Below are 12,957 nucleotides of genomic sequence, written 5' to 3' on the forward strand. Positions count from 1 at the left end.
TCGTTCGCGTATGCCTCGTTCACGCCGTTGCTAACGACGCGTCGACATGCCCCATTCCCCGGTCGGCGCGTGATTCGTGTCACTTCGCAAGCTATATCGCTGGAGATGCATCGGTAGCGATGTAATGTCCTGTCATGGTCATGAACACCGCGAGATTGCGCAGGCTGGGGCGGCGGCTGGTCGAGCTGTCGATGTCCACGGGCGACGAGGGGAAGCCGATGTTCACACCCGGGGAGGAGGCGGTCTTCGAGGACGTGCTGCGCCATCCGGGGAGCACGGTCGGGGAGATTCAGGCCCGCACGGGGTTCGCCCAGAGCCACGTGTCGGCCTCGGTCGCCCGGATGCGCGAGCGCGGCCTGCTGGCCACCGAGCCGGACCCGGACGACGGCCGGCGCACCCGCGTGAGCGTTCCCGACACCACCGTGCAGGCGTTGTTCCGCCGGGCGACCACACCCGTGGCGGAGGTGGTACGCCGGGCCGTACCGGACGAAGGGGACGCCGAACGCGCGGTCTCGCTCCTGACGGAGCTGGAGGCCCTGCTGGTCACGGACGGCTCCCACGGCCGGGGCTGACCCTCCCGGCCAGGGCCGGGCGCATCCGGGCGTGCGGACGCCCGCCGTACCCGGACATGTTTGGATACGGCGGGCGCGGTGGGTCAGGCCGCCACCGAGGAGGCGACCTGAGCCGGGGTGAGCGCGAGGTCCAGGACCTCGCGCACGTCGCTGACCGCGTGGATGGTCAGCTCGGCGCGCACCTCCTCGGGCACGTCGTCCAGGTCCGGCTCGTTGCGGGCCGGGATGAGGACGGTGGTGATGCCCGCGCGGTGCGCGGCCAGCAGCTTCTGCTTGACGCCGCCGATGGGCAGCACCCGCCCGGTCAGCGAGATCTCGCCGGTCATGGCCACGTCACCGCGGACGAGCCGCCCCGACAGGAGCGAGGCCAGCGCGGTCGTCAGCGTCACACCGGCCGAGGGGCCGTCCTTGGGTACGGCGCCCGCGGGGAAGTGCACGTGGACCGAGCGGTCCTTCAGCGCGGTGACCGGCAGCTCCAGCTCCGCGCCGTGCGAGCGCAGGTAGGACAGCGCGATCCTGGCCGACTCCTTCATCACCTCGCCCAGCTGGCCGGTCAGCGTGAGGCCGGTCTCGCCGGTCTCCGGGTCGGCCATCGACGCCTCCACGTAGAGCACGTCGCCGCCGGCGCCGGTGACCGCCAGGCCGGTGGCCACGCCCGGCACCGAGGTGCGCTGGCGCGACTCGGGCAGTGACGACTCCGGCACGAACCTCGGCCGCCCGATGTAGCCGACCAGGTCGTCCTCGCCGACCGTGACGGGCAGCTCGTCCTTGGCGGTCACCTTGCGCAGGATCCTCGCGACCGACCGCTCCAAGGAGCGTACGCCGGCCTCGCGGGTGTATTCGGCGGCCAGCCTGCGCAGCGCCGCGTCCTCGACCGTGACCTCCTCGGCGGTCAGCCCGGCCAGCTCCAGCTGCCTGGGCAGCAGGTGGTCGCGGGCGATCGCGACCTTCTCGTCCTCGGTGTAGCCGTCGAGCGTGACGACCTCCATCCGGTCGAGCAGCGGCCCGGGGATGGCCTCCAGCACGTTGGCCGTGGCCAGGAACAGCACGTCGGACAGGTCGAGCTCGACTTCGAGGTAGTGGTCGCGGAACGTGTGGTTCTGGGCCGGGTCGAGCACCTCGAGCAGGGCGGCCGTGGGGTCGCCGCGGTAGTCGGCGCCGACCTTGTCGACCTCGTCGAGCAGGACGACGGGGTTCATCGAGCCGGCCTCGCGGATGGCGCGGACGATGCGGCCGGGCAGCGCGCCGACGTAGGTGCGCCGGTGGCCGCGGATCTCCGCCTCGTCACGCACGCCGCCGAGCGCGACGCGTACGAATTTGCGCCCCATCGCCCGGGCCACGGACTCGCCCAGCGAGGTCTTGCCGACTCCGGGAGGACCGGCCAGCGCCAGCACGGCGCCGCTGCGGCGGCCGCCCACCACGCCGAGACCCTTGTCCTGGCGGCGCTTGCGCACGGCCAGGTGCTCGATGATGCGGTCCTTCACGTCGGACAGGCCCGTGTGGTCGGCGTCGAGCACGGCCCGCGCGCCCGCGATGTCGTAGTTGTCCTCGGTGCGGTCGTTCCACGGGATGTCGAGGATCGTGTCGAGCCATGTGCGGATCCAGCCGGTCTCCGGGGACTGGTCGGGCGTCCGCTCCAGCTTGTCGACCTCCTTGACCGCGGCCTCGCGCACCTTCTCCGGCAGGTCGGCCGCCTCGACGCGGGCGCGGTAGTCCTCCTCCTCGGTCTCGGAGTCGCCGTTGAGCTCCTTCAGCTCCTTCCGCACCGCGTCGAGCTGCTGGCGCAGCAGGAACTCGCGCTGCTGCTTCTCCATGCCCTCCTGGACGTCCTTGCGGATCGTCTCGGCGACGTCGAGCTCGGCGAGGTGCTCGCGCGACCACTCGACCAGCTTGGCCAGCCGGTCGGCGGGATCGGCGGCCTCGAGCAGCTCGACCTTCTGCGCCCTGCTCAGCCAGGGGGTGTAGCCGGAGCTGTCGGCCAGCACCGAGGGGTCGTCGATCTGGTTGACCTGGTCGACCACCTGCCAGGCGCCGCGCTTCTGCAGGATCGTCGTGGCCAGCGCTTTGTACTCCCTGGCCAGTTCCTGGGCGCGCTCGCCGGCGGCGACGGTGTCGATCGTGTCGGCCTCGACCCACAGCGCGGCGCCCGGGCCGGTCGTGCCGGTGCCCACGCGGACGCGGTCGACGCCGCGCACCACGGCTGCGGGCTCACCGCCCGGCAACCTCCCGACCTGCTCGACCACCGCGCGCACGCCGATGGCGCCGTAACGGCCGTCGATGCGGGGAACGAGGAGGACCCGCGGCTTGTTGCCACCAGATGCACGGGCCGCGTCTATGGCAGCGCGCACGTCGGAGTCGGACAGGTCCAGCGGAACCACCATGCCCGGCAGGACGACCTCGTCGTCGAGCGGCAGGACCGGAAGGATCAAGCTCTCACTCATGCGAACTCCAAAGGGTTGAGTACATCCGACTCAATTCATCAGAGCCTCGGATTGTTCCCTTGCTTGCCGATGTTCGCTCACGGCGATCGTAAGCATGTAATCGAATACCTGAGGGCGACAGCGGAATCAACCCCTGGTGTGACGCGGCCGACGCGGGCCCGACCGTAAGGTTGACCAGGTGATCTCCGTCCAGCGCGCCCGCGACCTCGCCCGCCGGCGCCCCGGCCGTTCCCGTGCGGCCTCCGGCGAGGCAGCCGACCGCACGACCGGCGCGAAGCCCGTGACGGAGTCCCCGACAGCACCCGCGAGCGAGCCCCGGAGCGAGCCCACAGCAGAGCCTCCGGCGGAGTCCACCACGAAGCCCCCGACGATTTCCGCGCCAGGGCTTCCGACGGGGCTTTCGACGGGGCTTTCGATGGGAGCCGACGGAGCCTTTGGCGCCGCGCCCGCGGCGGGTCCCGGCGGCGCGCCCGGCGACGAGCACGCCGGGAGTGGCTCGCCGGGGTGGGGCGACGGGCGAGCGGGCGGTGTGGCGCTGAGACTGGTGCGGCCGTTCGCGCGGGCCCTGTGGCGGGGCGACGCCGACCCGCCACCGTCCCCCCGCCGCCTGGCCTTCAACGTGCCGAGCTGGCTGGCGGTGCTCGTGCCGCTGAGGACGGTCAACCTCCTCCAGCTGGCCGAGCTGGTGCTGGCCTTCGCCCTGTTCGGAGTGACCCAGTCCATGGTGAACGACTGGAACCTCCAGACTCGGTTGCCGGTCGGCGAGCAGTTCACCTACCTCACCGCTCTGGCGGTCGCGTTGCCCGTGGCGCTGCGCGACCGTTGGCCGCTGGCCGCGTGGCGGGTCGCCTTCGTGTCGATGCCCCTCGTCCTCTGGGTGGCCAAGACGGCCGGGCCGCCCGGAGCCCTGCCCTACGCGCCTCCCGTGACCGTGGCCTACCTGCTGGTCCTCTACTCCGTGGCCGTGCGCTGCGACCGGCAGATCACCTGGGTCGTCTGGATTCTCACGGTCCTCACCGCCTGGATCGCCGACCCCAACTCGATGCCGCTCGTGTCGGTCGTCACTGCCGTCGCGGTGCTGTTCGGCTACAACGTACGAGTCAGGCGCTCGGCCACGGCCAAGCTCGTGGTCGAGGAGCGACGCTCCCAGATGGCCGAGAGCGCCAAGGCCGTGCTGGCCGAGCGCACCCGCATCGCCCGTGAGCTGCACGACGTGGTCGCGCACCACATGTCGGTGATCGCGATCCAGGCGGAGGCGGTGCCGCTCAAGGCGGCCGGCGACCCGGTGCGGTTGGAGGCGGGCCTGGCCGAGATCCGCGGGTTGTCGCTGGAGGCGATCGCGGAGCTGCGCCAGGTCCTCGGCGTGCTGCGCGACCAGGACGGCCGCACCGACACCGCACCCCAGCCGGGGCTCGACCGGGTCGACGAGCTGTTCGCCAACGCCCGCGCCGCCGGGCTGGCCGTGCTCGTCAAACGGTCGGGCTCGCTCGACGGGCTGCCACCCGCCGTTGAGCTGTCGGCGTACCGGATCGTGCAGGAGTCACTGAGCAACGTGATGCGGCACGCGCCGGGAGCGCCCGTCGCGGTGGACATCACCCGCGAGGGGAACGAGTTGCGGTTGTGCGTAGCCAACGGTCCGGGCAGCGGCTCCGGCGGCGCCGCGGGCACCGGCGGCTCCGGCGCCCCTGCCGATGGCCCTGCCGATGGCCCTGCCGATGTTTCTGCCGATGTTTCTGCCGATGTTTCTGCCGACGTCCCGCACGAGGCTTCCCGCAGCGGGGCACGTCAGGCGGGCAGGGAGACCGCTCACGGGTCAGGCCCGGACACGGCACGTGAGGCGGGACAGGATCCGGCACGTGGGGCGGGGCAAGGGCTGGTGGGGATGCGGGAACGGGCGGCGTTGCTCGAGGGCTCACTCGACGCCGGGCCCGTCTCCGGTGGAGGCTTCGAGGTACGCGCAGTGCTGCCGATCGTGAAGAGGGAGAACGCTTGATCCGGGTTCTGATCGCCGACGACCAGGGGATGGTGCGCACGGGGTTCACCGTGTTCCTGAGCGGCCAGCCGGACATCGAGGTCGTCGGTGAGGCGGCCGACGGGCGGGACGCCGTGGACCGGGCCGCCGAGCTCGATCCCGACGTGGTGCTCATGGACGTCCGCATGCCGGTCATGAACGGTCTCGAGGCCACCAGGGAGATCCTCGCCCGCCAGGAGTCGACGAAGGTGCTCATCCTGACGACGTTCGACCTCGACGACTATGTCTACGAAGCGTTGCGGGCGGGAGCCAGCGGGTTCCTGCTCAAGGACGCCTCGGCCGCGCAGCTCGCGGAGGCGGTGCGGGTGGTGGCGGGTGGGGAGGCGCTCATCGCCCCGTCGATCACGAAGCGGCTCATCCACGAGTTCGCCCGGCTCGGCGGTCCACGACCGGTGCCGGGCGGGCGGCGGCTCGACGAGCTGACCGAGCGGGAGACGGAGGTGCTCGCCCTGGTCGCTCAGGCACTGTCCAACCAGGAGATCGCCGACAAGCTGTTCGTGGCCGAGCAGACGGTCAAGACGCATGTGGGGCGGGTACTGATGAAGCTCGGCCTGCGCGACCGGGCCCAGGCGATCGTCTTCGCCTACGAGACGGGTCTCGTCCGCCCCGGTTCATGAGGCTCATACGACCGTACGGACTGATCCAGCGGTTGCCGCAACGACCCCACCGGACGTCCTGCCGTGCTGCCCGTCGCCAGACGATCCGGTCCCGTCTGTTCCTCGCGGCCACACTCTGAAGGACCTGTACTTGTTCAAGGTCGACGCCAATTCGGCCAACAACCGTGAACGCCTTCAAGAAGGCCAAGGGTCGCCCGCAAAACTCGATCTGGGGCTATCTGTGCCGGCAGTACGCCCTTGGCCTGTCCTGACCCTTTCCCGACTCCGAGAACAACTAAAGCCCCCGCTTGACTGTCGCCATGACGGTCGAGCGGGGCTTGTTTGCATTCAAACGGCGAACGGCTGGTCAGCCAGCTCCGTGATTTTCTGCACGAGACGAAGTGTGTGAAGGTCTCTGGGCCTACGCCATGCGTACGCGCCGATTTCTTCGTCCTGTACTTCGACCCTCTGGTATAGCGTCCTGAACACGTACCTGAAGTCCGCGTGCATGTGCTCGGGCTCGCTCTTCTTCGGGTTGGCCGGAATCTCGTGGATGTCGATGTCGATGGGCGTGGTGTCCAGACCTGATGGAGATACAGCGAGCTGGCTGTTGATGCTCGACTCCTCCCGAAGCTCCCGGAGGCAGGCCGCGACGAGGTTGAAGTCGCTGGGCTCGATGTGCCCTCCGGGCAGGAGCCACCGGTCGAGCGCGAGGTTGTGAATCACGAGGACCTGACCGAGGTCGTCCACGACGGCGGCGCTGCACGTGATGTGCATCGGGTACGTCTTCCTGGACCACAAATTCGGCCGATTTTCGACCGACCGGATTAGTACCTGGAGATTGCCTGATTCTTCCGGGTAGATGTCGAGATACCTACGGATGGTTGCCCGAATTTCGGCTTGAGAAATGCTCATGACGCTCCATTGAAGTAGTCCAACCAGGTCGAGGCAATAGCCTGGCGAGTTTCGTCCGGTACTTCGTGTATACCTGGTTCGTGCTCATGTGCTGCTAGCTGCGTCAGTGCGGCCAGAATTTCGGCCTGTACGAGGAATATGAACGGCCCGACAGAGGCTCCGTGGGTGAAGTTGACGGCGTTCCCGTCGGCCAGTACGTAAAAGTAATGTCCAGTGCGGCTGTACTTGGTGATGCTGCCGCCTACCTCCTCGCGGCTGTAGAGGCCCGGGAGGGCGTCAAGCTCCAGCTCGTCATCTGAGCTCGTGACGGAGGCTACGTAGGCACCGTTGCCGATCCGGCCGAAATCTTCGGCTCGGAGGGAGAGGTTGCCTGTAGCGCAGATGACGACTCCAGCTCCGCAGAGAGCCTCAGCGAGCGTCTCGGTAGTCCGGTGTCCCTGCGACAGTGCTTGGGCCCTACGGACCGAGCTGGAGTCGTAGACGGTGACTTCGACGTGCTTGGCGTGGAGCATGGAGGCGATCGACCGGCCGAGCTTCCCGTAGCCGATTACGGCGGCTTGTCGGCCTTGGAGGATGTCTCCTCTGGTGCGGATCAGAGCCTCGGTCGAGAACGTCACCGACTGGCCGACGAGGAAGTCTTCCGGCTCCTTCAGCGGAGATCGGGCCACCGAGTAGACAGGGCACGTCAGCTTGCCTAACGCCTGGTAGCGCTGGTGGCCGTTCTCGGTGTCCTCCACAACGCCGACGAGCTGTCCGGAGTACCTGGAGCAGAGGTAGTCCAGACTGCCGGCAAAGTAACCACCGACATCCAGGAGCACGATGCGCTGGGAAGGAGCTCGATGCTCCAGGTACTCCAGAGCTCGGGCCGGATCCGAAAATCGGGACCGGTCGAGCTTGTCCACGTGGAACGTCTCTGCGACTTCCCGTAGAGCATGCCCGTGGATGGATTTCGGCTTGGGGAGGACGGCCAGGACCCGTGCTGCCCTCGCCACGGCACGGATGAACGCTGGCCTTTCCGGTAGTAGGTGGGTGATGACTAGGGTCGAGACGTTGCCCGCCGTTTCCGAGCGCTCGACGACCCGCCTGAAGAACGCATCTACTCGGGATCTCTCGAAGTCCTCCAGCATGGGGATCTCCTTCTGGTGATCAGGTGTGAGCTATCGATGCGTCCCGCTTCGCCAGAGCGACCATTGGGGGTGCTTGCTGGCAAGATCGGATAGGTCTGACATACTGACCTCCGCTTGATTTGCGTATGCCGAATCCGAATTCCGTATATGAAAATGGCCCGACGTAGGGTTGCTGTCAACCCTCCGAGGAGTACGAGAAGGAGAACGTGTGCAGGGGCGGCCTGCTTACCTCCGGATAGCTGATGAGATCCGGGAGAAGATCCACTCTGGGGCGATAAAGGCCGGTACGCGGCTTCCGTCCAATGACGAGCTGGCCGATTTTTACGCGGTTTCCCTCATGACCGTCCGTAAGGCCATGGAGCAGCTCAAGTCCGAGGGTCTGGTCGAGTCCAGGACTCGGGGCGGGACGATCGTCAAGCAGCGACGTCCCATCCGGCGGATTTCCTCGGAGCGCTACCTGGCCGATATCGGCCCTCAGGACGTCCCGAAGTCCTCGTACACGTCGGATCAGGGGATCACCTGGTCGGAGTACCGGCTGGACGTCTCCTATGAGTGGGCTGCGGCCGATGCCGAGTTGGCCGAGCTGTTCGGCGTTGATCCGGGTACAAGGCTGCTCGACCGGAGATTCGTCTTCTATTCGCGTGGTGTGCCAACCCAGATGTCGAGGCCGTACCTCCTCGCGTCGGATGTCGAGGGTACTCCAGTCGCAGATCCGAATAACGAGCCCTGGCCTGGCGGCACGTTCAACCAGCTACGTTCCATCGGGATCGTTGTCGACGACATCACCGAATCCGTGAGGACTCGGATGCCGACGCCGGCGGAGGCGGAGACGCTGAAGATTTCCACTGGAGTTCCTGTGTTCGCGATCACCAGGAGGCTGCTCGCTCAGGGCCGTGTCGTCGAGGTCGCACACCCGATAGTGGTCCCAGGAGACAGCGCGGTGCTGGACTACCGGATCCAGATTTAGGTCTCCAGCCGGCTCTCACTGCATAAAGAGGGCCCCTCCGCTACCACGAAGGGGCCTGCTCGGGTTAGGGCACCCGATCCGGTATCTCTAAGGGCTCCTACTCCTGCTACCTGACCGATGACTACGTCTTCGTCGGCGGCGGCGAGGTTGCTCCACCACTCAGGGATCCCACGCGGCCGAACGGACCGATCCAGCGGTTGCCGCAACGACCCCAACCGGACATCTTCCTATGCCGCTCGTCGCCCGCGCCTGGTCAGCCAGCGTGTTCATCCGGTTCCTGGCGGGTCGGTCCGTACGCGGATGCGACGGGGTCGAGCCGATTTCCGGTTCGCACGCTGTGCACGACGTCCTGGATCGCGGCGACGACGATCCCGGGATCGTCGTGGTGAATGTAGTGACCGGCCCGATGGGCGATCACATGGCGGCTGTTGGCCGACAGGAGGGCCAGGTCGGCGTTGAGGTCGTGCCAGCAACGCCAGTCCTCGGAAACCGTGCCGCCACGACCCGGGCCGCGGGTCAGGACTACGAGAGGCCTGTCGCCCAGCGCCCCAGGGGGCAGAGGCTGGTCGGCCACCGTCAGCCGCTTCAAGGCTCGGTGCTCGCGCATCATCGACCGCCGATCGGCGCCGCTGCGGATGCCCCGGGAAACCGTCATAAGGAAAGGCAGGGTCACCGCTTCGAAGAACCTGTCCCGCCAGGGAAGGCAGTCGCGAAGGATCTGCGCCTGGCCTTCGGTGCTGGAGTCGACCAGCACCATGCCCGCCACTTCCGTGTCATAGAGCCCAGTGAAGGCCCTGGCATGCACACCGCCGGCCGAGTGACCGACGAGTACGACAGGGCGCGGGATGTCCGCTGCGTCCAGAACCTCATGAAGATCGCGAGCGATATCGCCTGGTGTCCTGTTGTCGAGTGCTCGGCTGCTGGAGCCGTAGGCGGCTCGGTCGTAAGTCACCACTGCGGTCTCATCGGCCAGGGTCTCGGCCACGTCTCGCCACGATGCGGCATTTCCACCGAATGCCGGCTCAACGACCACGGCAGGTTCTCCGCTACCGAAGGTAGTAACGCTAATGCGATGTGACCCTGTCCGGACCACAGCGGCCCGGCTACTCGTCATTCCCGCGACAGAACCGCCGATGCGTCATGTGCATGATCGTAAGCCGTGCCCCGCAAAGTGTCAAAGGATGCTTTGACACTTTGCGTTACCGCCGAAGCTATCGTTGACGGATGCGGACAAGCGATCCAAGAGCCATGCGCGCTCTCGCGCACCCGCTGCGCCTGGAACTCCTCGACCTGCTCGGACGGATCGGCTCCGCGACGGCCACGACCTGCGCCAAGCACCTGGCCACCTCCCAGGCGTCGTGCTCCTTCCACCTACGTCAACTGGCCAAGTACGGTTACGTCACCGAGGCCCAGCCCTCAGAAGACAAGCGCGAGCGGCTGTGGCGGCTGACCGACCACGAACAGAAGTGGTCCGCGGTGGAAGGTGGCCCGGCGGCCGCGGAGCTGGAACGGGTGCTCATCGAACGGGAGGCCGCCCGCATGACCACATGGACCCAGACCCGTCACTCCACCCCTCAAGCCTGGCAGAACGCGGCCTTCGTCTCGGGAATCAGCGTGCCCCTCACTCCCGAGGAACTCGACGCGATCGGCAAGAGTCTCACGGGGCTGCTCGAACCGTACATCGCCCGGCTGACAGATCCGTCACTCACTCCAGCAGACGCCGAGTCCGTGCGGATCTTCCTCCATGGAGCCCCCCATCCAGCCCTTGACGCATAGCGCGTTCCGGAGGTCACGCACACCAGAACGCACTACTCGCGTCTTGCCGGGTCGTCTGCTGGGAACGCTCACAGCCGGCCACTGATCACTGTGTTGCGATGACCCCCGGAAGACGTCGAGCGTGGGCGTTTTACTGAGGGCGGGTTCGCCGTAGAGTCGGCTGATGGACCCGGTTGCGCTCTTCCAGCAGGTGGCGGCGAGCGTTCCCGCCTATCGCGCCTTTCTGGCGGAGAACTCCATCGATCCCGAGAAAATCCGCACATTTCAGGACTTTGTGCGGCTGCCGATGACGACCAAGGAGACCTACACGCGTCGCCATCCCCTCCCCGACCTGTGCAGGGACGGCGTGATCGGGGACATCGTGGCGGTGTCGTCCGGCTCCACCGGCGAGCCGTCGTTCTGGCCGCGGTCGGCGGCCGACGAGCAGGTGATCGCCGCCCGCTTCGAGGAGGTCTTCAGAGACTCCTTCGCCGCTCATGAACGCCGCACGCTGGCCGTCGTCTGCTTCGCCCTCGGCACCTGGGTGGGCGGCCTGTTCACGGTCGACTGCTGCCGTCACCTGGCCGCGCGCGGCTACCCGATCACCGTGGTCGCGCCCGGGACCGACCGGAGGGAGATCCTGCGCGTCCTGCCGGAACTCGCCCCGCACTTCGACCAGGTCGTGCTGCTCGGCTACCCGCCGTTCCTCAAGAACGTCATCGACACCGAGGACCTTCCGTGGCACCGCTGGAACATCAGGCTGGTCACGGCGGGCGAGGTGTTCAGCGAGGAGTGGCGCACGCTGGTCGCCGGTCGGGCGGGGATCGAGGACCCGGTACGCGGAATCGCCTCCCTGTACGGCACCGCCGACGCGGGCGTGCTGGGCAACGAGACCCCGCTGTCGGTCGAGATCCGCCGGTTCCTGTCCGACCGCCCCGACGCCGCCAGGGAGCTCTTCCGCGAGTCGCGGCTGCCGACCCTCGTCCAGTACGACCCCGCGGTGCGGTTCTTCGAGGAGCACCAGGGAACCCTGCTGTTCTCGGGCGACAACGGGGTCCCGCTGATCCGCTACCACATCGCCGACGAGGGCGGGCTGGTCGCGTACGACGAGATGCTGGCCTTCGTCCGCCGGCACGGCTTCGAGCCGGCCGCGCGAGGCCCCGAGCGCCCGTTCGTGTACGTGTTCGGCCGCAGCCACTTCACCGTCTCCTACTACGGCGCCAACGTCTTCCCGGAGAACATCGCGATCGGACTGGAGCAGCCCGCGATCAGCGGGAGGGTGACGGGCAAGTTCGTGCTGGAGGTGAGCGAGGACGCCGACCGCGACCGGCATCTCACGGTGACGGTGGAGCTGATGCCGGGCGAGAAGCCGGCCGAGGAGATCGCCCAGGCGGCGGGCGAGTCGATCCTGACGCAGCTGCTCCGGCTGAACAGCGAGTTCGCCCACTACGTGCCCCCCGCGCGGCAGGCGCCGTTCATCCGCCTGCGCGAGTCGGGCGACCCGGAGTATTTCCCTCCGGGCGCCAAACACCGCTACACCCGCGCTGCCGACGCAGGTACTGGTCCTCGACCGGGCGATCATGTTCACCGACTGAGCGCCCGTAGCCAAAGGCGATAGCATCGAACCGAGCGCAAGCAGGGAAGGGAATCAATGGCTTATCGTCCGATGACACTTTCCGACCTCGCCGCGCGTTTGACTGCGAACATCGATGACAAGGTTCGGTGGAAACTCGTCTGGGAGTTTCTGGAAGAATATCGCTGGGAGCCGCCCGAGCTTCAGCCGCCGCTGCTTCAGGCCGAACCGGAGCCCGTCGGTGATGAGCGGTGGGACGCGCTCCTGGCTGCCCTCGCCGAGCATCTCGCTGCCAAGCACGACCTCGCCCCCCCGCCGTGGGCGGCTCTTCGCGTGCTTCGCCGGCCCTGGTTCCCCGCTGAGTTGGCCAGCCAGCGGACCGACGCACTCGTCTGGGCACCGTCGGCGTTCCGAAAACACGGCGTCTATCTCTCCATCAATGATCTTGAGGCGGCGTGAGCGACGACGGGCTACTCGGCCGAGCCGAACTCGAGCGAGCGTTCACCGCACTGGGAGAACGTTTGGTGCGGCGTGGTGTCGTAGCTGATCTCTTCGTCGTTGGCGGGGCCGCCATGGCGCTGGCCTATGATGCGGTGCGGGTCACCCGGGATGTCGACGCGCTTTTCGTGCCGCACGGAGTCGTTCTGGAAGAGGCACGCGAGGTCGCCAAGGACCTCGACCTGCCGCCGTGGTGGTTGAACGAGCAAGCCAGCGTCTACATCTCTGGCAAGGCCGACCCTGGCAAGCGTAGAGTCTTCGATCATCCCGGCTTGCGTGTGATGGCGGCATCACCTGAACACATCTTCGCGATGAAAGCGATCGCCGCGCGAACGCGGGACATAGATGATCTTCGTCACTTGGCGAGTCTTGCTGATATCGCAACCGCGGAGGACGCGTTTCTGCTTTGTGAGCAGTTCTTCCCTGGCGAGGAGGTCTCGCCGCGGGCGCGAGCGGTGCTGGCCGAGCTCTTCGGCTGAGG

General features: G+C 67.5%; 12 protein-coding genes. 8 read left to right on the plus strand and 4 right to left on the minus strand.

Features of this window, described 5'->3' with window-relative positions; genetic code table 11:
- Positions 1-134 precede the first annotated feature (134 nt).
- Positions 135-572: a helix-turn-helix domain-containing protein gene (locus tag ABGB01_RS04130; protein WP_347770442.1), complete on the plus strand. Its 438-nt coding sequence runs from the start codon at positions 135-137 to the stop codon at positions 570-572.
- Between the two features lie 83 nt (positions 573-655).
- Here the strand turns inward: ABGB01_RS04130 and lon are convergent, their stop codons facing one another.
- Complete coding sequence (gene lon / locus ABGB01_RS04135; RefSeq protein WP_347770444.1) at positions 656-3,013, minus strand: endopeptidase La; 2,358 nt, start codon at positions 3,011-3,013, stop codon at positions 656-658.
- A 415-nt stretch (positions 3,014-3,428) separates the two neighbouring features.
- On the opposite strand from lon, the gene ABGB01_RS04140 reads away from it, so the two are divergent.
- Both ABGB01_RS04140 and ABGB01_RS04145 read left to right on the plus strand, forming a co-directional pair.
- Positions 3,429-5,006 carry a histidine kinase gene (locus tag ABGB01_RS04140; protein ID WP_347770446.1) on the plus strand — a complete coding sequence of 526 codons (1,578 nt, stop codon included), beginning with the start codon at positions 3,429-3,431 and terminating at the stop codon, positions 5,004-5,006.
- A complete protein-coding gene (locus tag ABGB01_RS04145; RefSeq protein ID WP_347770448.1) occupies positions 5,003-5,662 on the plus strand; it encodes a response regulator transcription factor in 660 nt (219 codons plus the stop codon). Before ABGB01_RS04140 ends, ABGB01_RS04145 begins: the two co-directional genes overlap by 4 nt.
- Before the next feature lie 327 nt (positions 5,663-5,989).
- On the opposite strand, the gene ABGB01_RS04150 is transcribed toward ABGB01_RS04145, so the two are convergent.
- Entirely contained in the window at positions 5,990-6,556 is a 567-nt protein-coding gene (locus ABGB01_RS04150; protein WP_347770450.1) for an NUDIX domain-containing protein, read from the minus strand.
- A complete protein-coding gene (locus ABGB01_RS04155) occupies positions 6,553-7,683 on the minus strand; it encodes an adenosylhomocysteinase (protein ID WP_347618908.1) in 1,131 nt (376 codons plus the stop codon). Before ABGB01_RS04155 ends, ABGB01_RS04150 begins: the two co-directional genes overlap by 4 nt.
- Before the next feature lie 208 nt (positions 7,684-7,891).
- On the opposite strand from ABGB01_RS04155, the gene ABGB01_RS04160 reads away from it, so the two are divergent.
- On the plus strand, positions 7,892-8,650 hold the full coding sequence (locus tag ABGB01_RS04160; RefSeq protein ID WP_347770452.1) for a GntR family transcriptional regulator: 759 nt from the start codon (positions 7,892-7,894) through the stop codon (positions 8,648-8,650).
- Between the two features lie 253 nt (positions 8,651-8,903).
- On the opposite strand, the gene ABGB01_RS04165 is transcribed toward ABGB01_RS04160, so the two are convergent.
- Positions 8,904-9,764, minus strand: coding sequence for an alpha/beta fold hydrolase (locus tag ABGB01_RS04165; RefSeq protein WP_347618906.1), 861 nt, complete (start codon positions 9,762-9,764; stop codon positions 8,904-8,906).
- Positions 9,765-9,898: 134 nt separating this feature from the next.
- Here ABGB01_RS04165 and ABGB01_RS04170 point away from each other — a divergent pair, with 134 nt between their 5' ends.
- The 4 genes from ABGB01_RS04170 to ABGB01_RS04185 all read left to right on the plus strand — a co-directional run bounded on the left by ABGB01_RS04170 (position 9,899) and on the right by ABGB01_RS04185 (position 12,955).
- Positions 9,899-10,426: a winged helix-turn-helix domain-containing protein gene (locus ABGB01_RS04170; RefSeq protein WP_347618905.1), complete on the plus strand. Its 528-nt coding sequence runs from the start codon at positions 9,899-9,901 to the stop codon at positions 10,424-10,426.
- Between the two features lie 163 nt (positions 10,427-10,589).
- Positions 10,590-12,023 (plus strand): phenylacetate--CoA ligase family protein, encoded by a 1,434-nt coding sequence (locus ABGB01_RS04175; protein WP_347770455.1) that lies wholly within the window; start codon positions 10,590-10,592, stop codon positions 12,021-12,023.
- Positions 12,024-12,071: 48 nt separating this feature from the next.
- Positions 12,072-12,437 (plus strand): hypothetical protein, encoded by a 366-nt coding sequence (locus tag ABGB01_RS04180; protein ID WP_347770457.1) that lies wholly within the window; start codon positions 12,072-12,074, stop codon positions 12,435-12,437.
- On the plus strand, positions 12,434-12,955 hold the full coding sequence (locus ABGB01_RS04185; protein ID WP_347770459.1) for a DUF6036 family nucleotidyltransferase: 522 nt from the start codon (positions 12,434-12,436) through the stop codon (positions 12,953-12,955). Before ABGB01_RS04180 ends, ABGB01_RS04185 begins: the two co-directional genes overlap by 4 nt.
- Positions 12,956-12,957 lie beyond the last annotated feature (2 nt).

This window comes from Nonomuraea sp. B5E05 (assembly GCF_039880665.1).
Classification (GTDB): Bacteria; Actinomycetota; Actinomycetes; order Streptosporangiales; family Streptosporangiaceae; genus Nonomuraea.

Coding starts and splice junctions, on each gene's coding strand:
- ABGB01_RS04140 (WP_347770446.1), top strand. CDS start 3,429: ATGGGAGCCGACGGAGCCTTTGGCGCCGCGCCCGCGGCGGGTCCCGGC.
- ABGB01_RS04170 (WP_347618905.1), top strand. CDS start 9,899: ATGCGCGCTCTCGCGCACCCGCTGCGCCTGGAACTCCTCGACCTGCTC.
- ABGB01_RS04175 (WP_347770455.1), top strand. CDS start 10,590: ATGGACCCGGTTGCGCTCTTCCAGCAGGTGGCGGCGAGCGTTCCCGCC.
- ABGB01_RS04150 (WP_347770450.1), bottom strand. CDS start 6,556: ATGAGCATTTCTCAAGCCGAAATTCGGGCAACCATCCGTAGGTATCTC.
- ABGB01_RS04165 (WP_347618906.1), bottom strand. CDS start 9,764: ATGACGAGTAGCCGGGCCGCTGTGGTCCGGACAGGGTCACATCGCATT.
- ABGB01_RS04180 (WP_347770457.1), top strand. CDS start 12,072: ATGACACTTTCCGACCTCGCCGCGCGTTTGACTGCGAACATCGATGAC.
- ABGB01_RS04155 (WP_347618908.1), bottom strand. CDS start 7,683: ATGCTGGAGGACTTCGAGAGATCCCGAGTAGATGCGTTCTTCAGGCGG.
- ABGB01_RS04130 (WP_347770442.1), top strand. CDS start 135: ATGGTCATGAACACCGCGAGATTGCGCAGGCTGGGGCGGCGGCTGGTC.
- lon (WP_347770444.1), bottom strand. CDS start 3,013: ATGAGTGAGAGCTTGATCCTTCCGGTCCTGCCGCTCGACGACGAGGTC.